This window comes from Streptomyces sp. WMMC500 (assembly GCF_027497195.1).
Taxonomy (GTDB): Bacteria; Actinomycetota; Actinomycetes; order Streptomycetales; family Streptomycetaceae; genus Streptomyces.
In genome coordinates this window covers 7,372,525-7,392,549 of sequence record NZ_CP114905.1, presented here as the reverse complement: position 1 = coordinate 7,392,549, position 20,025 = coordinate 7,372,525, and the positions used below count along the sequence as shown (strand labels likewise).

The window sequence follows — 20,025 nt, the reverse complement described above, 5'->3', positions numbered from 1 at the left end:
GGTGCGCGCCCGGGCGGTCAGCCCGCGTAGGGCTCGGGCACCCGGCCCGTACGGGCCAGGAAGGCGAAGTCGCAGCCGGTGTCGGCCTGCGTGATCTGGTCGGCGTACAGGGCGCCGTAGCCGCGTTCGTAGCGCGGTGGCGGCGGCGTCCAGGCGGCGCGGCGGCGGGCGAGCTCGGCGTCGTCGACCTCCAGCCGCAGGGTGCGCGCGGCCACGTCGAGGGTGACGAGGTCGCCGTTCTCGACGAGCGCGAGCGGCCCGCCGACGTACGACTCGGGGGCGACGTGCAGCACGCAGGCGCCGTAACTCGTGCCGCTCATCCGGGCGTCGGAGATCCGCACCATGTCGCGTACGCCCTGCTTGAGCAGGTACGCGGGGATCGGCAGCATCCCGTACTCCGGCATGCCGGGGCCGCCCAGCGGGCCCGCGTTGCGCAGCACCAGCACGTGGTCCGCGGTGAGCGCGAGCGCGGGGTCGTCGATGGTGCGCTGCAGCTCGCGGTAGTCGTCGAAGACGGCGGCCGGCCCGGTGTGCGCGAGCAGCCGGGGCTCGGCGGCGACGTGCTTGATGACGGCGCCGTCCGGGCAGAGGTTGCCGCGCAGGACGGCCACGCCGCCCTCGACGGCGACGGGGCGGTCGCGGGGGCGGATCACCTCCGGGTCGTGCACCCGGGCACCGGCGAGCCGGTCGCGCAGGGTGCCGGTGACGGTGGGGCGGTCGAGGTGCAGCACGTCGGCCAGGCGGGAGAGCAGCGCGGGCAGGCCGCCCGCGAAGTGGAAGTCCTCCATCAGGAAACGGCCGCCGGGACGTACGTCGGCGAGGACCGGCACGGTGCGCGCGATCCGGTCGAAGTCGGCGGGAGTCAGGGCGACGCGGGAGCGGCCGGCCATGGCGACGAGGTGGATGACGGCGTTGGTGGAGCCGCCGAGGGCGAGGACGGTGGCGGCGGCGTCCTCGTACGCCTCGCGCGTGAGGATCCGGTCGGGGGTCAGGTCCTCCCCTACCATCCCGACGATCCGTGCGCCGGCCGCGGCGGCCATCCGCTCGTGCCCGGAGTCGACGGCGGGGATGGAGGAGGCCCCGGGCAGGGTCATGCCGAGCGCTTCGGCGGCGGCGGTCATGGTGGAGGCGGTGCCCATGGTCATGCAGTGGCCGGGCGAGCGGGCCAGCCCGCACTCCAGCTCGGCCAGCTCGCAGTCGCCGATCAGACCGGCGCGGTGGTCGTCCCAGTACTTCCACATGTCCGTGCCGGAGCCGAGCACTTCGCGCCGCCAGCGGCCGGGCAGCATCGGCCCGGACGGGACGAAGACCGCGGGCAGGCCGGCGCTGGCGGCGCCCATGAGCAGCGCGGGGGTGGTCTTGTCGCAGCCGCCCATGAGCACCGCGCCGTCGACGGGGTACGAGCGCAGCAGCTCCTCGGTCTCCATGGCGAGGAGGTTGCGGTAGAGCATGGGCGTGGGCTTCTGGAAGGTCTCCGAGAGCGTGGCGACGGGGAACTCCAGCGGGAAGCCGCCGGCCTGCCACACGCCGCGCTTGACGGCCTGGGCGCGCTCGCGGAGGTGCGCGTGGCAGGGGTTGATGTCGGACCAGGTGTTGAGGACGGCGACGACCGGCTTGCCGAGGTGTTCCTCGGGCAGGTAGCCGAGCTGGCGGGTGCGGGCGCGGTGGCTGAAGGAGCGCAGCCCGGCGGCGACCCCGTCCCCGTACCAGCGGTGGCTGCGCAGCCCGCCGGTCCGTCCGGGCGCTTCGCCGGTCATATCCCCCACCCCCGCACGATCTCCGCCACCCGCTCCCGCACCGGACCGGGCAGCAGGCGGCCCGGCGGGCGCACGTCGCGGCGGGCCAGGCCGAGGGCGGCGAGGGCCTCCTTGACGACGGAGACGTTGTCGGCGGAGGCGTCGGCGGCCCGCAGTTCCTCGAACGGCCGGATCTGCTCCCAGACCCGCATGGCCGCGGGGTAGTCGGCGGCGCGCAGCGCCTCCAGCATCGCGAGCGAGACCTTGGGCGCGACGTTGACCAGCCCCGAGGTGAAGCCGGTGGCGCCGCAGGCCCAGTAGGCGGGCGCGTACAGCTCGGCGAGCCCGGCGACCCAGGTGAACCGCTCGGCGCCGGCGTCGCGCGCGAACGCGGCGAAGCGGGCGGCGTCGGGGACGGAGTACTTGACCCCGACGACGTTGGGGCACAGCTCCCCCAGTCGGGCCAGCCGGTCGCCGGCGAGCCGGTCGCTGCGGATGTACGGCACGACGCCGAGGCCGGGCACAGCGTCGGCGACGGCCCGGTGGTAGTCGACCCAGCCGCTCTGCGAGACGTACGGGTGCACGGGCTGGTGCACCATCACCATCTCGGCCCCGGCGTCCCGGGCGTGCCGGGCGGCCTCGACGGCGGTGGGCAGGTCGTGGCCGACGCCGACGATGACGGCGGCCTCGCCGCGGACCTCGGCGAGGGTCAGCTCGGTGACGCGGCGGCGCTCGCCGGGGGCGAGGGAGTAGTACTCGCCGGTGTTCCCGTTGGGGGTGACGGCCCGTACGCCGCCGTCGAGGAGGCGGCGCAGCAGCGCGCGGTACGTGTCCTCGTCCACGGCCCCGGCCGCGTCGAAGGGCGTGACGGGGATGGCGACGGCACCGGCGAGCGCGGGCCTGAGGTGGTCCATGGGGCCTGCCTTCCTGTCGGGGGCGGCGAGGGCGGCGGAGGCGCCGCCGCGGGTGCGGGGCCCGTCGGCGGCGCTCACGACGGGAACGCCCGGGCGAGGAACGAGGCGATGTGGTCGTGCAGCGCGGCACCCGCGGCCTGCCCGTCGCCGGCGGCGGCGAGCCGGAGGATCTCCCGGTGCTCGCCGGCCTCGCGCTCCCAGGACGGGTTGGCGGACCACGCGACGGTGGAGACCAGCGCGGCCTGGTCCCGCAGGTCGTCGAGCATGCGGGAGAGCAGCGGGTTGCCGCAGGGCAGGTACAGGGCGCGGTGGAAGTCCCGGTTGGCGAGGCTGCGGTCCGCGGCGTCGGGCGCGGACTCGGCGCGGTCCAGGGCCTCTTCCGCGGCCTGGAGCGACGCGTCCAGCGCGACGGTGCGGCGCAGCGCCTCGGGTTCGAGCAGCAGCCGCACGTCGTAGACCTCGCGGGCCATGGCGGCGTCCACGGTGCGGACGGTGACGCCCTTGTACTGGCTCATCACCACGAGCCCGGAGCCGGCCAGCGTCTTGAGCGCCTCGCGCACCGGCGTCTTGGAGACCCCGAACTGCGCGGCGAGGTCGGCTTCGACGAGCGGCTGTCCCGGGGTGAGCTTGCCGGTGAGGACGGCGTGTTTGATCGCCTCCTGCACGTACTGCGTGCGGGAGGGGATCGGGCCGGGAGCGAAGGTCATGGCCGCCCTTACATGTCTCAGGTATCGCGTCTCATATATGACGTACGAAGTACGACGCGCTGAAAGTAGGGCGGCACGGAGGGCTCGTCAAGGGTTGCGGCGGCACGACTTCCGTGCCGCGGCGGGGAGTTGGGCGGCCCGCGCGGGAACGAGCGCGCTGCGCACGGGTGTCGGCCTGGTACGGCTCAGGCTGCTCGGGCGGTACAGCCGGCTCAGGCTGCTCAGGCGGTGCAGCCGGCGCGCAGCAGCGCGGCCTCGGCGAGCCGCCGCGCGACGGTGACCGGCTCGGGCACGGCGGACAGCCCGTAGAGGACGGTCGCGCCCTCGTGGATCAGCAGCAGCTCGTCGGCGAGCAGCCCCGGGTCCGCGGCGCCGGCCCGCTCGCACAGCTCGCGCAGGTACGCGCGCAGCCAGCTCTTCTGGTCGGCGATGACCTGGCGGCCCGCGTGCCCGGGGTCGGGCAGCTCGGCGGCGGCGTTGACGAAGCTGCAGCCACGCGGGGACTGCCCGTCCATCCAGGTGCCGAGCGCGTCGAAGGTGGCCAGGATCCGGTCGCAGGCGGAGCCGCCGGCGGCGGTGCGCTCGACCTCGGCGGGCAGCCAGGTCCGCCACCGCTCGTCACGCCGGTGCAGGTAGGCGGCGACGAGGGCGTCCTTGGAGCCGTAGCGGTCGTAGATCGTCTTCTTCGTGACGCCGGCCCGGCGGGCGATGAGGTCCACGCCCACGGCGGTGATGCCGCGGCTGTAGAACAGCGTCTCCGCGGCGTCCAGGATCTTCAGTGCCGCGGGCGTGAGCCGCGGCTGCACCGGCGTCTGCGTCGCCATCTGCGACCACCTCCGCCCTCCAGTATACCGACCTGTTTAGTACACTGGGCAGAGAGAGTAAACAGATCGGTATAATCAAGGAGGTCAGCATGGGTACTACGGCCGTCTCCGCCGGTCTCGTCGCCTTCTGGAGCTCCGGCTTCATCGGCGCGGAGCTCGGCACCCGCGAGGCCGCCGCCGACACCCTGCTGATGTGGCGCTTCATCGCCGCGGCGGCGCTCTTCGGCGGGGTGTGGCTGCTGCTGCGCCGCCGCCGGCTCCCGCGCCGGGCGCTGGGCGAGCAGGCCGTGATCGGCGCCCTGTCGCAGGGCGGCTACCTCGGCGCGATCGTCTGGGCCGTGGGCCTCGGCGTCCCCGCCGGCACCGCGGCGCTGATCGCCGCGCTCCAGCCGCTGGCCGCCGGCGCGCTGGCCGGGCCGCTGCTCGGCGAACGGGTGACCCGGCGCCAGTGGGCAGGGCTGGCGGTCGGGCTCGCGGGCGTGGCGCTGGTCGTACGGGACGACCTCGGCGGCGCCGGCGCGGCACCGCCCTGGGCGTACGCGCTGCCCTTCGCCGGCATGGCCGCCCTGCTCGGCGCCAGCTTCCTGGAGCGCCGGACCCGCGCGCCCCTGCCCCCGGCGGACGCGGTGCCCGTGCACGTGCTGGTCAGCGCCGTGCTCTTCGGCGCGGTCGCCCTGGTCGGCGGCCGGGGCGCGCCGCCCGCGAGCGGCGGCTTCTGGCTGGCGGTGGCGTGGGTGGTGGTGCTGTCCACGGCCGGCGGGTACGGCTTCTACTGGCTGAGCCTGCGCCGCAGCGGGGTCACCGTGACCAGCGCGCTGATGTACCTGACGCCGCCGGTCACGGCGCTGTGGGCCTACGCGATGTTCGGCGAGGCGCCCGGTCCGGTGGCGGTGGCCGGGATGGCCGTCGCGGCGGCCGGGGTGGCGGCGGCGACCCTGCGCACTCCGGCCGCGGCGCGGCCGGCCGGGGGCACGGTGCGCACCGGCGCGCGGACGCTCCCCTTCCGGCGGACACGGGAGGAACCGCGGACCGGGGCCGTTCGTTAGCCGGGGCATGACTGCGATGACCCCTGGCTCGAACCTACCGCTCAGCGCCGCCCGGGTGGCCGTGGACGTCACCGCGCCGGTGCGGCTCGACGTCTCGGGCCTCCTGCTCACCGCCGCCGGCAAGGTGCGCTCCGACGACGACTTCGTCTTCTACAACCAGCCCTCGGGTCCCGGGGTGACGCACCAGTCCGCCGGCACCGGCGACACCATCACGGTGGACACCGCGGCCGTGCCCGCGGACATCGAGAAGGTCGTGGTCACCGCCAGCCTGGACAGCGGCACGTTCTCGGGGACCGAGCCGACGGCGACGGTGCGGGACGCGGCCGGCGGCGCGGTCATCGCCACGTTCACGCCGCCGCAACTGTCGAGCGAGACGGCCCTCGTCGTCGTGGAGGTCTACCGGCGCAACGGCGCGTGGAAGGTGCGCGCCGTGGGCCAGGGGTACGCGAACGGGCTCGCCGGCATCGCCACCGACTTCGGCGTCAGCGTCGACGAACCCGCGCCCGCCCAGGCCGCGCCCGCCACCGCACCCCCGCCGCCGGCCGCCCCCGCCCCGCCGCAGGCGCCCGTGGCACCGCAGGCCCCGGCCGCGCCGCAGGCCCCGCAGGCGCCCGCCGCCCCGCAGCCGCCCGCCGCGCCCATGCCGCCGGCCGCGCCGGCGCCGGGGTCGATGCCCCCGCCGCCCCCGGGCCAGTGGGGCGCCCCCGCCGCCCCGCCCCCCGCTCCCCCGGCGCCCGGCGCGCCCGCCCCCGGCGGCTTCGGCCCGCCTCCGGCCGCCGCCCCGCAGCAGCCCGGACCGCCGCCCGCCGCCGGGCAGCCCGGGAAGATCAACCTCGACAAGGGCCGCGTCAGCCTCCAGAAGAACCAGACGGTCTCCCTCGTCAAGGGCGGGCAGCCGCTGCTGAGCACGGTGAAGATGGGCCTGGGCTGGGAGCCCGCCTTCGGCGGTGGCCGCCGCCGCGCCAAGTCCATCGACCTGGACGCCTCCGTCATCGCCTACGGCCCGCAGCGCAACAAGATCGACAACTGCTTCTTCGGCAAGCTCCAGATCCTGAACGGCGCCATCCAGCACTCCGGTGACAACCTCACGGGCGAGGGCGCCGGCGACGACGAGGTCATCACCGTCCACCTCGGCGGCCTGCCGCCGGAGGTCACCGGCCTGGTCTTCACGGTCAACTCCTTCTCCGGCCAGAAGTTCACCGACGTCGCCAAGGCGTACTGCCGCCTCCTCGACGGCCAGACCGGCGAGGAGCTGGTCCGCTTCGACCTCACCGGTTCCGAGCCCCGCACGGGCGTGCTGATGGCGAAGTTCATCAAGCAGTTCAGCGGCGAGTGGGAGATGACCGCCCTCGGCGAGTACGTCGACTCGCGCACCGTGAAGGGCATGGTCAAGCCCGCCGCGGCGGCGCTGTAGTCCCGTACGGCAGGCGTCCCCGGGAGACGTACGGCGGCGGGGCCCGGTCCGTGACCGGGCCCCGCCGTCTCGTGTGCGGCGCCGGCTACGACAGGTCGCGTACCCGGATGTTGCGGAACTCCACGACCGACTGCGTGTCGTGGTTCTGCAGGCCGACGTAGCCCTCGGCGAACTGCCGGCCGCTGGTGCCCGGGTCGTCCGGGCGGCCCGGGAAGGGCAGGCCGGGCTTGTTCTCGAACTCGTTGATGACCTCGCCGTTGCGGATCACCGTGTACTGCTGGCCGACCACCCGGATCTCCAGGTCGTTCCACACGCCCTTCTCGGCGGGCTTGGCGGCGGCGAGGTCGAGGTCGGCGAAGCCGTAGACCGAGCCGGTCTTGCGCGGGTCGTTGCCGGAGGTCTCGGCCGAGTCGTTGATCTGGATCTCGTGCCCGCAGTTGACGGACACCCACGCCGGATCGGTGGTCTTGCACTCCGGGTTGGCCGCCGGGTCCACGCCCGGGAAGCGGACGAAGACGCCGCTGTTGGAGCGGCCGTCGTCCGCCCGCTCGTCGCGGAACTGCAGCCGCAGCGAGAAGTCGCCGAACTGCTCCTTCTCGTACCAGAGCAGCCCGAGCCCGCCGGTGGCCGGCTCCGGCCCCGTGGCCATCGAGCCGTCGTCGTTCAGCTCGAAGCCGCGCCCGCCGACGTAGCCCCAGTCGTCGAACGACGCCCGGCTGCCGTCGAAGATCACGTCGTACGGCGCGGGCCCGTGCTTCCCGCCGATGCCGGACCGCGCCGCGGTCACGATCAGCCGCGCGTACTCCACCGGGCCGATCACGTCGGCGCGCAGCAGGGAGCGCGACACCTTCTCGGTGTGCGCCACGAACGCGCCCCGGCTCTTCCAGGCGCGCTCGTCGTCGATGAGGTCGTTGACCGTACAGCCGCCTCCGGCGGTGCGGTTGGGCACGCGGCTGTCGTCGTCCAGAAAGCGGACCGTCGGGCGGGCGTCGGGGGCCGCGCAGGTCCTGTCGCCGGCGGCGCCGGTCGCGGGGGCCCCGGCCGCGGTCGCGGTCGGGGCGAGCAGTCCGCCGGCGAGGGTGGCGGCGGCCAGGGCGGTGCCGGCGAGCGGAAGGCTCGTACGACGCATGGTGTGGCTCCTCGGGTGGTGTCGTCGGGCGTACGGGTCAAGGGGCCGTGGGGGGATGCGGTGCTACGGCGCGGAAGGCGCCCGGGAGCGGCCGGCGCGGGCCCGGCTCCGGGCCCGCCGCGCGCTGCCTGTGCCGCGCGGCGGCCGGTCGCCTCCCGGCGGGCGCGGGTCGGCCCGCGCCCGCCGGGCGTGTGCGTGCGGTCTTCCCCGCCGCCGTCCGCCGGCGCTCCCCTCGGGGCGCCGGGCCGTGCGGCGGCGCGCGGCGTCAGCCGCTGCCGAGGTGGAAGCTGTCCAGCTTGAACTCCCCTCCGGTGAACACCAGATACAGCGTCGTCGTCCCCGCGGGCGGGTCCATGACGTGGGCGCTCACCTCGCTCCAGCCGCTCGCGCCGCCCGCCTCGGCGGTGGCGAGCACCGGCCCGTCGGGCGCGCCCGCGCGCAGTTCCAGTGCGCCGTCGGCGCTGCCGGCGGCGTCGACGCGGGCGGACAGGTGCGCGATGTCGCTCAGCACGTACGGCTCGAAGGCGATCCAGTCGCCGCCCCCGCCGGTGACGGCCTTGCCGCCCTGGGCGCCCTCGGCGTTCGCCGCGGCCGCGCCCTCGGCGGTGTCGAAGTGCTCGGCCTGGCGGTGCGCGGGCTGGAGCTTGTGCTCGGCGCTGGTGTTCAGCGCCGGCACGCCGGCCGTGGCGCCGCCGGAGTCGGTGTAGCGGGCGCGGATGAGGCCGAAGAGGTTGGCGTGATCGTCGTGCCGGTCCTCCGCGAAGGTCTCGATGGTGCCGCTGCAGCCCTCCTCGAAGGTCATCGGGTGGCCGTGGGTGTCGTGGCCGAGCGCGTAGTCCACGCGCACCCGGGAGCAGTCGATCTCGGCGTCCTCGGCGTCGGAGACCGCCACCTCGAACGGGATGGCGTCGCCGTACTCGAAGACCGTGCCGTCCTCGGGCAGCTTCAGCTCCACCTCGGGCGGGGTGTTGCCGACGACGACGCGGACGGCGGAGGTGCCGGTGTTGCCGTCCGTGTCGGTGACGGTGAGGACGGCGGAGTACTGGCCGTCCTTCTTGTACGTGTGCTTCGGGTTCGGCTTCCCGGAGGTCGTGCCGTCGCCGAAGTCCCAGCGGTAGCGGAGGTGTTCGCTGTCCTGGTCGCCGGTGCCCTTGGCGGAGAACGCGGCCTTCAGCGGGGCGTGCCCGGTCGTCGCGTCGGAGGACGCGACGGGTTCGGGCGCGAAGCCCTGGGCGGCACTCTGGATGCGGTACAGGGCCGAGTTCTGGTCGCCGTTGAAGAAGCCGGTGCCGTAGTCGAGGAAGTACAGCGCCCCGTCGGGACCGAACTCCATGTCCATGATCTTGCTGCCGGACGAGAAGTCCTCGATGGCGCCGACGCCGCCGTCCGCGCCCACACCGATGGTCTTGATCCACTCGCGGCCCTGCTCGCCCGCGAAGAACAGCTCGTCGTAGCGCTCGGGAAGCTGGAGCCGGGAGTCGAGGTCCGGGTCGTGGCGGAAGACCGGACCGGCCATCGGGGACTCCGAGCCGCTGCCGAACTCGGGCAGCGAGTCGCCGTCGTAGGCGATCCAGGCGGACTGGGCCGGGGGCAGCTCCGTCAGGCCGGTGTTGCGCGGTGACTCGTTGCGGGGCGCGGCGCAGTCGAACGCCTCGCCGGACTCCTCGGTGGCGAAGTCGTAGTCGATGTAGGCGTCGTTCTTGCCGTGGCAGTACGGCCAGCCGAAGTTGCCGGCCTCGGTGATCCGGTTGAACTCGACCTGACCGCCGGGCCCGCGCGCCGGGTCGGCCGCGCCGGCGTCGGGGCCGTAGTCGCCGACGTAGACGGTGTCGGTCGCCTTGTCGACGCTCATCCGGAACGGGTTGCGGAAGCCCATGGCGTAGATCTCGGGCCTGGTCTTCTCGGTGCCGGGCGTGAAGAGGTTGCCGTCGGGGACGGTGTACGAGCCGTCGGCGGCGTCGACCTTGATCCGCAGGATCTTGCCGCGCAGGTCGTCGGTGCTGGCCGCGGAACGCTGCCCGTCGAAGGACGGGTTGCGGGTCTCGCGCTCGTCGATGGGCGTGTAGCCGTCGGAGGAGAAGGGGTCGGTGTCGTCGCCCGTGGACAGCAGCAGGTTGCCCTCGCTGTCGAAGGCGATGTCGCCGCCGTTGTGGCAGCACCGGCCGCGGTCGGTGCCGACTTCCAGCACGGTCTGCTCGCTGCCCAGGTCGAGGGTGCCGTCCTCGTTCAGGGTGAAGCGCGAGAGGCGGTTCGTGCCCTCGTACGCCTCGAACTCGGCGGGCTCGCCGTCGCTGGGCGCGATGCCGTGGGGGGTGTCCATGACGGGCGCGTAGAAGAGGTAGACGGTGCGGTTGGTCTCGAAGTCCGGGTCCACGCCGACGCCCTGGAGGCCGTCCTCGTCGTGCGGGTAGACGGGCAGTTGGGCGGCTACGCGGGTGCCGCCCGCGGCGCCGGTGTGCCAGAGGGTGCCGTCGCGCGAGGTGTGCAGCACGCCGCCGTCGGGGAGTACGGCGAGCGCCATCGGCTCGCCGACCTGGTCCACGCCCTTGGCGAGGGTGACCTGTTGCAGGTCGGGGGCGACGGGGCCGTCCTGGGCCGCGGCCGGCGGCTCGTGCGCGGCGCCGGTGGCGGCCATGCCGGGCGCGAGGCCGCTGCCGAGGAGCAGGGCTCCGGCGAAGGCGGCCAGCGCGGTACGGAGTCTCGGTCGGGTCTGGTGCACGTTGCGTCCTCCCGTGGTGCGACGGGTACGGGGCATCGTTGTGGCGACATACCTGACATGCGTGACTGGTGAGCGGACGTGTGGCCGGTGTGCTGACGGGCGCGCCCCGCCGTCAGGACCGTAACCGCATTCGTCCCTGCCGAAAAGGGCTTTGGCAGCAACGGGAGTCAACTTCATCCCGGTCTAGGACAAAGCCCAGTTGGGAGCGCACGCGAGCGCCCGGCCGCGTACGGCCGGGCGCTCGGACGGTGTGGTGCGGCGCGCTACACCGCGGCCCGGGAGCGGGCCTTGAAGGCCGCCTTGCGGGCGTCCTTGGCCACCTGGCGGTCCGGGTGGAGACGGCCCATCGCCTCCAGCACCTCCGGCGTGGCCGGGTGGTCCACGCGCCAGGCGGCGGCGAAGAAGCCGCGGTGCATGCCCACCAGGTGCGCCACCAGCTCGCGCAGCTCCGGGGTGTCGTCCCGCAGCCCGCCCAACTGGGCGGCGACGGTGTCGACGGCCAGCCAGAGGACCATGTCCTGGGTGGGCTGCGGCACGCCGGAGACGCCGCGTTCGGCGAGCCACACCCGCGCCAGACCGCCCAGTTCGCGGTCGTGCAGGACGTCGCGTACCGCCGGCTCCGCCTCGCCGCCCGCGACGGCCAGCGCCTGCTGGCAGGCCAGCCGGCGGGCCGGGGCGCGGTCGTCGGTGCCGCGGGCGGCGTCGAGCAGCTCGGTGGCCGCCTCGGCCGGCTTGCGGTCCGCCAGCCAGGCCTCGGCCTCCGTCTGGGCGACCGCGTCGGGCAGCCGGGGCAGGGCGTCGAGGAGGACGTAGGCGTCCTCGCCCGCCAGTTCGCCGACGAGCGGGGCGTCCAGGCCCTCGGCGAGCATCCGCCGCCGCAGCGCGTACAGGCCGAGGGGGGTGAGGCGCACGACGCCGTAGCGGGAGACGTCTTCTTCTTCGTCGTCGTCGGCGTCCTCGGGCGCGTCCACCGGGGGTGCGCTGCCGGCGGCTTCGAACAGGATCTCCTCGGCCACCGGCTGGTACGCCACCACACCCACCGGCTCCAGCATCCGGAACTGCTCGTCGAGCCGCAGCACCGCCTCGGAGACCTCCGCGAGCACCTCGTCGGTCGGCTCGTCCATGTCGTCCGGTACGACGAGGGACGCGGCCAGCGCCGGCAGCGGGACAGCGCCGTCCGCGCCGGGGCCCTCCATCGCGGTGAGCAGGTAGAGGTTGCCGAGCGCACCGTCGAGGAAGTCCGCGCCGGCCTCCGGGTCCCAGTCCAGCCGGTCGAGGGCCGGCTCCTGGCCCGAGGTGATCTGCTCCACGAGCTCGCTCAGGTCCGGCAGCGCGGCGTCGGACAGCACGCACTCGCAGGCCGCGGCCCACAGCTCCAGCACGTCGGCGGGCGCGCCGCCGGTGACCAGCCGCAGCTCGGCGCTCGGGGCCGCGGTGCCCAGGGCGTCGTCGCCCTCCTCCGGCGCGGTGACGTCGACCAGGCCGACGTCCACGGCGATACGCCACGCCTCGCCGGCGACCGCCCGCGCCTCGCCCTCGCCGTCCGCGCCCTCCCGCAGACCCAGCTCCGCCGCGGCCGCGCGCACCTCGGCGTCGGGCAGCTCACCGCCCGCGCCCACCCGCAGCCCGGGACCGGCCCAGCGAGCCAGCCGGACGGCCCGCGCGAAGAGCGGTGCGGCCAGCGCCTCCCGGGCCAGCTCCGCCTCGGCGGGCAGCCGGACGGGCGGCAGGACGGTGCGGTCTGCGGTCATCGACAACTCCGAAGACTGGGGATCAATCGGACGCTGCCCAAGCGTAGCCCCCGCGGGGGCGGCGGGGCCGAAGACGCCGTCCCGGCAGGGTCGCGCGCCGGGAGTTCATTTCGCGTTCCTTGACAACGCCCGTACGCGCGCACGACATTGACGCGCGTAGACGTACCCGCCTTCCGCCCTGCTGATCCCAGGACCCGCCCCTGTCCCGGAGGACACCATGCAACGCGCACGCCCCGTCCCGTACGCCGTCGCCGCCGCGCTCGCCGCCGCGCTGCTCGCCGCCCCCGCCGCCGGGGCCGCGGACACCGACGCCGGCGCCGAAGCCGGCGACGGGCTCATACGCATCCGGGACATCCAGGGCGACACCCGGATATCCCCGCTCGCGGGCCGCCAGGTCACCGGCGTGTCCGGCACCGTCACCGCCGTCCGCGCCTTCGGCTCCGCCCGGGGCTTCTGGCTCCAGGACCCCCGGCCCGACGCGAACCCGGCCACCGGCGAGGGCCTCTTCGTCTTCACCGGCTCCACGACCCCGGACGTCGCGCCCGGCGACGCGGTCGAGGTCTCCGGCTCCGTCACCGAGTACTACCCGGGCGGCAAGGACGCGGGGCTGCAGTCCGTCACCGAACTCACCGGCGCGACATGGACCGTCGTCTCCTCCGGCAACCCGCTGCCCGACGCCTTCGTCCTGCGCGACGCCACGGTCCCGGGCCGGTTCGCCCCCGACGCGGACGGCGGCAGCATCGAGGATCTGCGGCTGCGCCCCGGCTCGTACGCGCTCGACCGCTACGAGTCGCTGGAGGGCATGCGGGTCGCGGTGCGCGACGCCCGGGTCGTCGGGCCGACGTCCGAGTTCAACGAGCTCTGGGTGACCGCCGAGCCCGCCCGCAACCGCACCGCCCGCGGCGGGGTGCTGTACGCCGGCTACCGCGACCCCAACGGCGGCCGGCTCAAGGTCGCCTCCCTCCTCCCGTTCGCCGAACGCCCCTTCCCCGTCCTGGACGTCGGCGACCACCTCGGCGGCACGACCGCGGGCCCCCTGGACTACGACCAGTTCGGCGGCTACGAGCTGCAGGCCACGACCCTGGGCACCGAGCGGCAGACCGGCCCGGACCCCGAGTCGACCCGCCCGCAGCGCGCCGCGGAGCTGGCGGTGGCCACGTACAACGTGGAGAACCTCTCCGCCCGCGACGGCGCCGCGAAGTTCGAGCGGCTGGCCCGGGCCCTCGTGGACGACCTCGCCTCGCCCGACATCGTGGCCCTCCAGGAGGTCCAGGACGACAACGGCGCCACCAACGACGCCGTGACGAGCGCGGACGCCACCCTGCGCAAGCTGACGGACGCGGTCGCCGCCGCCGGCGGGCCCGCGTACGAGTGGCGCCAGATCGACCCCGCCGACGACGCCGACGGCGGCCAGCCGGGCGGCAACATCCGCGTCGCGTTCCTGTACGACCCCGCGCGGGTGTCCTTCACCGACCGCCCCGGCGGCGACGCCACGACGCCCGTCGCCGTCACCGACGACAACGGCGCCCCGGCGCTGTCCGCCTCCCCGGGCCGTATCGCTCCCGGCGACGCGGCCTGGAACGACAGCCGCAAGCCGCTCGCCGGCGAGTTCACCTTCCGCGGGCGCACGGTCTTCGTCGTCGCCAACCACTTCAGCTCCAAGGGCGGTGACCAGGGCCTCGACAGCCGCTTCCAGCCGCCCGCGCGGGGCTCGGAGGAGCAGCGGATCGCGCAGGCCGCGGCGGTCAACGAGTTCGTACGGGACGTGCTCGCCGTGGACCGGAAGGCGGGCGTCGTCGTCGCCGGCGACATCAACGACTTCCCCTTCTCCCCCGCCGTGGCGCGGCTGACCGCCGGCCGCGCGCTCGTCGACCTGGTGAACGGGCTGCCGCGCGCCGAGCGCTACGGCTACGTCTTCAACGGCAACTCCCAGGTGCTGGACCACATCCTGACCAGCCCCTCGCTGGCGGCCCGCGCGGAGTACGACATCGTGCACCTCAACGCCGAGTACGCCGACCAGGCCAGCGACCACGACCCCTCGGTCGTCCGCCTCAGGCCCTGACGGGCGGCGGGCCGGGGACCGGGCCCGGGGCCGGCCGAGCCGGCACGTCGTCGCCGACGAGGTGGCGGGCGAGCAGCGTCGCGCCCGCCACCGCCCCCGGCATCACGATCACCGCGGCCAGCGGCACCAGGAACAGCAGCACGACCGGCACGCCGAAGCCGAGCGCGAGCATCTTGCGCCGGCGCAGCAGCGCCAGCCGGCCGCGCACGTCGATCCCCCGGCGCTGCAGGGCGAACGAGGTCAGCTCGACGGTGAGGAAGAAGCCGGCCACGGCGAAGCCGAGCGCCGGCACGACCGTCTGCCCGAGGAACGGGACGAACCCGAGGAAGAACAGCGGCACGGTGAACATCAGCGCCCGCGACAGCACATGGACGCTCTCCTTGAGCGACCGCCACAGCCCGGGCAGCAGCGCCTCGTCCGGCCCCGGCGGGCAGTGGCCCGCGTCCTCCTCGACGCGCCCGGACAGCGCCTCGTAGAACGGGTCACCGATGAGCAGCGCGACCGCCGTGAACGTGAGCAGCGCCAGCCCGATGCCGCCGAGCAGCAGCAGCGCCATGAACAGCCCGCGCAGCAGCCCCGGCCAGGGCGAGTCCCAGTCGTCGGCGAAGGGCGTGGCCCACACGGCGACGTCGTCGGCCCAGTACGCGAGGGCGGCGAGCGCGGCGGCGTAGAGGACGAGCGCGATGAGCGCGGGCACGAGGCCCAGGGCCCACGACCGCCCGTGCCCGGCGACCCAGCGCAGCCCCTTGCCGACGTAGCCGAATCCGGTGGTGAAGTCACGCATGCCCGCAACCCTAGGGGGTCGCGGGCATGCGCGGCGGCTCGGCGCCGGTCGTACTCCGTGCTCAGCGCTCGGTGAACTCCGGGATCCAGCGGCGCGCGTCGCCGTCGTTGCCGGCGCGGGCGCCGGACAGCGGGATCACCTGCTCGCCGTCGAGGCCGATGAGGACGAGCCGGTTTCTGAACTCGTTCTTCTGGCAGACCCCGGGGTCGCAGCCCCAGGCGATCAGCCGCTCGTCGTCGGCCCAGGCGAGGAGCTGCTGCCCGGGCACCTTCGCGACGCGCTCGCCCGTGCGGGAGTCGAGCACCTCGGAGGCGATCTCGTCGCCCTTGCCGGCGAACTCACCGCCGACCAGGCGCCCGTTCGGGGACAGGCCGGCCTCCGCGTACGAGACGTGCTTCTCCCGCGCCGGCCGCTCGGCCTTCTCGCCGGACAGGTCGTAGTAGAGGCGGCCGGGCTCGAACGCCCAGTGCTCCCAGATCAGTTCGCCGTCGTCGCTCCAGCTCAGATCCTCCCGGCCGCTCATGCCCTGCACGCCGTGGTCGGGGTCGTCGGCGTACGGCAACGCGGTGTAGGCGGCGTCGCCGGAGGCCACGTCGGCGACGTAGAAGCCGGTGCGGCTGCGCTTGGCGCCCGGCACCTTGTCCTCGTTCATCCAGTACGAGGCGTCCTTGAAGCGGCGGTCGGGGTTGTGCCCGTAGGCGGTGGCCAGGAGCCGCTCGCCGTCCGGCGAGAACTCCACCGAGCCCACGCCCTCGCCGTCGAGCGGGATCCACCGCTCCACCTCGCCGGTGGCCAGGTCCAGCAGCCCGATGCGGTCGGCGGGCAGGTCCTTCTCGAGGACGGCCGCGGTCCGCATGCCGGGGGCGACGTCGATCCAGGCCCAGTCGGTCTCCTCGTACCGCCCGGTGGCCGGGTCGTACAGGCGCCACTTGCTGCCGTCGATGAGGTCGCCGCCGGGCAGTACCTCCGTCTCGCGGGTGTGGTACGCGGACAGGGCCACGTCGCCGGCGGCGATCAGTCCCCGCGGCGGCGACTCGCCCGGCCGCCCGATCACGTCCTGCTCCGAGGTCGCGGCCGACCCCTCCCCGCCGGACCCGGGCACGGCCAGCGGCACGGCCACGGCCACCGCGACGACCGCGGCCACCGACGCCACCGCGCCGGAGATGCCCGTCACCCGGCGCCGGCGCCGGGTCCTGAGCACCCGCCCGGCCAGCCCGGGGTCCGGGTGCGCGTCCGACTCCGCCATCTGGTGCAGCGATCGGCGCACCAACTCCTCGACCTTCACGGCTTGACCTCCGTCAACTGCTGGCGAACGGGTTCCGGGGTGCCGGGCTGGTCGAGGGCGAGGGAAGTCAGCTCCGGGGACATCGCGCGCAGCTTCTCCAGCGACCGCCGGGTGGTGCTGCGCACGGTGCCGACCGAGCAGCCGAGGAGCGCGGCGACCTCGGCCTCCGGCAGGTCCTCGTAGTACCGCAGCACGAGCATCGTGCGCTGTCGCGTGGTCAGCCGGCGCAGCGCCCGCGCCATGACGATCCGCAGCTCCGCGTCGTGCACGGGGTCGCCGCCGGCCGCCGTCCTGCCAGGTTCCGGCGGCTCGGCGACGACCTGCTCACGGGACCGCCGGCGCAACCGCCAGCGGCTGATCTGCTGGCGGTAGAGCACCTGGCGGACGTACGCCTCCGGCTCGTCGATGCGCTGCCAGCGCCCCGCCGCCTTGATCAGCGCGTTCTGCAGCAGATCCTCCGCGGCGCCGCGGTCGCCGCCGCTCAGCAGCAGCGCGGTCCTGAACAGCACACCGGACCTGGACTCCACGAACTCGTGGAAACCGGCCTCGCTCGCCGCGTCCATCTCTCCCCGCCCCTCCTTGTCCGGGTCACCCTTGCCCCTGTAGACGCCTCCGGCGCCCCGCCGCTATGCGTCGAGTTGCGGAAAGCCCGCCGCGCACGGCGGCGTGCCGTGCGCGGCGGGCGTACGCGAGGTCGGGGAGGCGGCTTCCGGGGTACGAACCGGCCGCCCCGCGTCAGTCGTTGGCGTGCAGCGCGGCGTTCAGCCCGCCCCACGAGCCGGAGCGCTGGCGGGCCTCGACCGCGCCGGTGGTGGAGTTGCGCAGGAACAGCAGGTTGCTCGCGCCGGACAGCTCGCGGGCCTTGACCACGGCGCCGTCCGGCAGCGCGACCTTCGTGCCTGCGGTGACGTACAGGCCGGCCTCGACGATGCAGTCGTTGCCGAGGGAGATGCCGACACCGGCCTGGGCGCCCAGCAGGCAGCGCTCGCCGAGGGAGATGACGTCCTTGCCGCCGCCGGAGAGCGTGCCCATGATCGACGCGCCGCCGCCGACGTCCGAGCCGTCGCCGACGACGACGCCCGCGGAGATCCGGCCCTCGACCATGGACGTGCCGAGGGTGCCGGCGTTGAAGTTGACGAACCCCTCGTGCATGACGGTGGTGCCGGACGCGAGGTGCGCGCCGAGGCGGACGCGGTCGGCGTCGCCGACGCGGACGCCGGAGGGCAGCACGTAGTCGACCATGCGCGGGAACTTGTCGAGGTGGGTGACCTGGAGGTGCTGCCCCGCGGCGCGGACCGCGAGCCGCACCTCCTCGATCCGGTCGGCGGGCACGGGGCCGTGGGAGGTCCAGGCGACGTTCGCCAGCAGGCCGAAGACGCCGTCGAGGTTCTGCCCGTGCGGGCGGACCAGCCGGTGGCTGAGGAGGTGCAGCCGCAGGTACACGTCGTGGGCGTCGGCCGGCTTCTCCTGCAGCGAGGAGATCACCGTGCGCACCGCGACCACCTCCACCCCGCGCCGCGGGTCGGGCCCGAGCGCCGCCCGCGCGGGCTCCCCGAGCAGCTCGGCCGCACGCTCGGCGGTCAGCCGCTCGGTGCCGGCGGGCCCTGGGTCGTCGGCGAGCGCGGGGGCGGGGAACCAGGTGTCCAGGACGGTGCCGTCGGGGGTGAGGGTGGCCAGGCCGGTGGCCGCGGCGCCGGTGCGGAGGGTGGCGGGGGTCGCTGCGTCGGTCATACCCGAACGCTAACCGCCGCCCGGCGCGGGAGGCGAACCGGTCCGCATGACGACACCCGCCGGCCGTTGCCGGGCAGGCGACGGGACGGCCCGCGGTGGCACGGCCCGGCGCACCCGGGCCGCTCCGCCCCCGTGCCCGTACGGCCCTCCCGTCCCGTACGCCCGCGGTTGCTCAGGGCCGTACGCCCTCGCGATCCACCAGCCCGGCGCTGACGACCGCCGTGCTGATCACGACCTCGCCCTTCTTCGCCCGGGGCCAGGAGTCCGCCTCTTCCGTGTTCTCGGTGGCGACGTACCGGGTGCCCAGGTAGGCGTAGGTCTCGGGGTCGATCAGCAGCTCGTCCCGGAACTCGTCCTCGCCGCCCTTCCCGTCGGAGTCGAGGAAGAACGCCAGAGCCTGCCGGCCGGCCGCGTCCTCCACGGTGGTGTCCGCCACGCGCAGCCCCGGGACCGTGGCCATCGCCTCGTAGGCGCGGGACTGCCCGACGGGGTGCATCGGCGAAGAGCCGAGCAGGACGCGCAGCGCCCCGAAGTTCCAGTCGGCCAGCTCCTCGTCACTGCGCCCGGCGCCGGGGTCCTCGCTGTCGGGCCGGCCGCCGCTCTCCGGGTAGAACCAGCGGGCCTTCTGCAGCACCCCGTCGGGGTCTTCGGGCAGCGCGGCGAGGTACTCGAAGCGCTCCCGCGGCGAGTGGTCGTCGCCCTCGTTCCAGTCCTCGAACTCGGGGTCGGCGTACTTGAACCACTGCTCACTGGGGGACGGGGACTCGTCGGCCGGGTTGCCGATCTCCATCTCGATCTCCCGCGTGTACACCCAGTCCCCCACCTCCGGCCGCGGCACCGGGTCGTCGACGACCTCCGCGGCGGCCAGCCGCAGCAGCTCCGGCGCGTCCTGCTGCACCGGCGTCCCCGTCGCCACCACGCTGCCGCCCTCCGCCGCCGCCACACCCTCGTCGCCGCCGGGGTCGCCGCCCAGGTTCACCGACAGCAGCGCCACCGCCGTGACGCCCGCGGCCACCGCACCCGACACCACGCGCCAGTCACCCAGCAGCGGCAGCCGCCGCCGCCTGCGGCCGGCCGCGTCGAGCAGCCGGCGGCGGCCGGGGGCGAGCCGGGCGCGGTCGGGGGTCGGCGCGTCGTCGCGCCACTCGCGCAACTTCGACATCTCATCCATGGGTTGCCGCCTCCGGTGCGTCGTGGGTGGAGTGGGGATCGGGCCCGACGGCCGCGCGGACCTTGCGCCGGGCCCGGCTCAACCGGGAGCGCACGGTGCCGATGGGGATGTCCAGCGCCTCGGCGACCTCCGCGTAGCTGAGGTCGGCCCAGGCCACCAGGAGCAGCACGTGCCGGTCGCCGGCCGGCAGCGCGGCGAGCGCGCCCGCGAGGGGCGCGTGCGCGGCCTGCGCGGCGAGCCGGTCGTCGGCCTCGTCGACCCAGGAGTGGGCCACGGGGTCGACGCCGGTACGGGCCAGGGCGCGCAGGCCCCGCACCTCGGAACGGCGGTGCCGGCCGATGAGGTTGGCGGCGATGCCGTAGAGCCAGGGCCGGGCGCTGGTGCGGGCAGGGTCGAAGCGGGCCCGGGCGCGGAAGGCGGCCAGGAAGGTGTCGGAGGTGATGTCGTCCGCCGCTCCGCTGCCGAGCCGGCGGGCCGCGTAGCGGTGGATGGCGGGGGCGTGCCGGTCGTACAGTTCCGCGAACGCCTCGGGCCGGTCCAGCGACTCCTCGATCACGGCGGCGTCTCCGTCGACGAGCGGCGACACGTCGCGCGGGGCCTCCACGAATCTCTCCGGGATGTCGTGCGGCGGGTCGGTCACTGGGCGGTCCCCGTTCGAAGCGGTGGTGGCGGAGCATGTCACCAGTTGTTGCCCGACAGCCGCCGACGAGTTCACGGGGACGCGAAAAGCCCGCCCCGGAGTCGACCGGGAC

Annotated in this window: 16 protein-coding genes; 3 read left to right on the top strand and 13 right to left on the bottom strand. The window is 74.9% G+C overall.

All coding sequences use genetic code 11. From position 1 onward, the window contains the following. Positions 1-17: 17 nt before the first annotated feature. From araD to O7599_RS31845, 4 genes are all read right to left on the bottom strand, one after another. Positions 18-1,757 (bottom strand): L-arabinonate dehydratase, encoded by a 1,740-nt coding sequence (araD, locus tag O7599_RS31860; protein WP_281619068.1) that lies wholly within the window; start codon positions 1,755-1,757, stop codon positions 18-20. Beyond that, positions 1,754-2,650, bottom strand: coding sequence for a dihydrodipicolinate synthase family protein (locus O7599_RS31855; protein ID WP_281623602.1), 897 nt, complete (start codon positions 2,648-2,650; stop codon positions 1,754-1,756). The genes araD and O7599_RS31855 overlap by 4 nt, the downstream gene beginning before the upstream one ends. Positions 2,651-2,724: 74 nt before the next feature. Beyond that, complete coding sequence (locus tag O7599_RS31850; RefSeq protein WP_281619067.1) at positions 2,725-3,357, bottom strand: GntR family transcriptional regulator; 633 nt, start codon at positions 3,355-3,357, stop codon at positions 2,725-2,727. Positions 3,358-3,578: 221 nt separating this feature from the next. After that, entirely contained in the window at positions 3,579-4,181 is a 603-nt protein-coding gene (locus O7599_RS31845) for a TetR/AcrR family transcriptional regulator (protein ID WP_281619066.1), read from the bottom strand. 89 nt (positions 4,182-4,270) lie between these two features. On the opposite strand from O7599_RS31845, the gene O7599_RS31840 reads away from it, so the two are divergent. Both O7599_RS31840 and O7599_RS31835 read left to right on the top strand, forming a co-directional pair. Further along, positions 4,271-5,227 carry a DMT family transporter gene (locus O7599_RS31840; RefSeq protein WP_281619065.1) on the top strand — a complete coding sequence of 319 codons (957 nt, stop codon included), beginning with the start codon at positions 4,271-4,273 and terminating at the stop codon, positions 5,225-5,227. A gap of 16 nt (positions 5,228-5,243) precedes the next feature. Beyond that, a complete protein-coding gene (locus O7599_RS31835) occupies positions 5,244-6,641 on the top strand; it encodes a TerD family protein (RefSeq protein WP_281619064.1) in 1,398 nt (465 codons plus the stop codon). An 85-nt stretch (positions 6,642-6,726) separates the two neighbouring features. Here O7599_RS31835 and O7599_RS31830 read toward each other — a convergent pair whose 3' ends face one another. The 3 genes from O7599_RS31830 to O7599_RS31820 all read right to left on the bottom strand — a co-directional run bounded on the left by O7599_RS31830 (position 6,727) and on the right by O7599_RS31820 (position 12,240). Continuing rightward, positions 6,727-7,770 (bottom strand): DUF1080 domain-containing protein, encoded by a 1,044-nt coding sequence (locus O7599_RS31830; protein ID WP_281619063.1) that lies wholly within the window; start codon positions 7,768-7,770, stop codon positions 6,727-6,729. Positions 7,771-8,035: 265 nt separating this feature from the next. Next, positions 8,036-10,405: a PQQ-dependent sugar dehydrogenase gene (locus O7599_RS31825; RefSeq protein WP_281623601.1), complete on the bottom strand. Its 2,370-nt coding sequence runs from the start codon at positions 10,403-10,405 to the stop codon at positions 8,036-8,038. A gap of 347 nt (positions 10,406-10,752) precedes the next feature. Beyond that, entirely contained in the window at positions 10,753-12,240 is a 1,488-nt protein-coding gene (locus O7599_RS31820; RefSeq protein ID WP_281619062.1) for a hypothetical protein, read from the bottom strand. Between the two features lie 217 nt (positions 12,241-12,457). Between O7599_RS31820 and O7599_RS31815 the strand changes: the two genes are divergently transcribed. Further along, positions 12,458-14,302 carry an endonuclease/exonuclease/phosphatase family protein gene (locus O7599_RS31815; RefSeq protein ID WP_281619061.1) on the top strand — a complete coding sequence of 615 codons (1,845 nt, stop codon included), beginning with the start codon at positions 12,458-12,460 and terminating at the stop codon, positions 14,300-14,302. On the opposite strand, the gene O7599_RS31810 is transcribed toward O7599_RS31815, so the two are convergent. The 6 genes from O7599_RS31810 to O7599_RS31785 form a co-directional block, all read right to left on the bottom strand. Then, entirely contained in the window at positions 14,292-15,086 is a 795-nt protein-coding gene (locus O7599_RS31810) for an EI24 domain-containing protein (RefSeq protein ID WP_281619060.1), read from the bottom strand. The genes O7599_RS31815 and O7599_RS31810 overlap by 11 nt on opposite strands. Before the next feature lie 61 nt (positions 15,087-15,147). Beyond that, entirely contained in the window at positions 15,148-16,371 is a 1,224-nt protein-coding gene (locus O7599_RS31805) for a hypothetical protein (RefSeq protein WP_281619059.1), read from the bottom strand. After that, positions 16,368-16,934 (bottom strand): SigE family RNA polymerase sigma factor, encoded by a 567-nt coding sequence (locus O7599_RS31800; protein WP_281619058.1) that lies wholly within the window; start codon positions 16,932-16,934, stop codon positions 16,368-16,370. The genes O7599_RS31805 and O7599_RS31800 overlap by 4 nt, the downstream gene beginning before the upstream one ends. Positions 16,935-17,106: 172 nt before the next feature. Continuing rightward, positions 17,107-18,102, bottom strand: a complete 996-nt coding sequence (gene dapD, locus O7599_RS31795) for a 2,3,4,5-tetrahydropyridine-2,6-dicarboxylate N-succinyltransferase (protein ID WP_281619057.1) — start codon at positions 18,100-18,102, stop codon at positions 17,107-17,109. Positions 18,103-18,274: 172 nt separating this feature from the next. Beyond that, positions 18,275-19,273, bottom strand: coding sequence for a CU044_5270 family protein (locus O7599_RS31790; RefSeq protein ID WP_281619056.1), 999 nt, complete (start codon positions 19,271-19,273; stop codon positions 18,275-18,277). Then, positions 19,266-19,877, bottom strand: a complete 612-nt coding sequence (locus O7599_RS31785) for a sigma-70 family RNA polymerase sigma factor (protein WP_281623600.1) — start codon at positions 19,875-19,877, stop codon at positions 19,266-19,268. Before O7599_RS31785 ends, O7599_RS31790 begins: the two co-directional genes overlap by 8 nt. Positions 19,878-20,025: the final 148 nt, after the last annotated feature.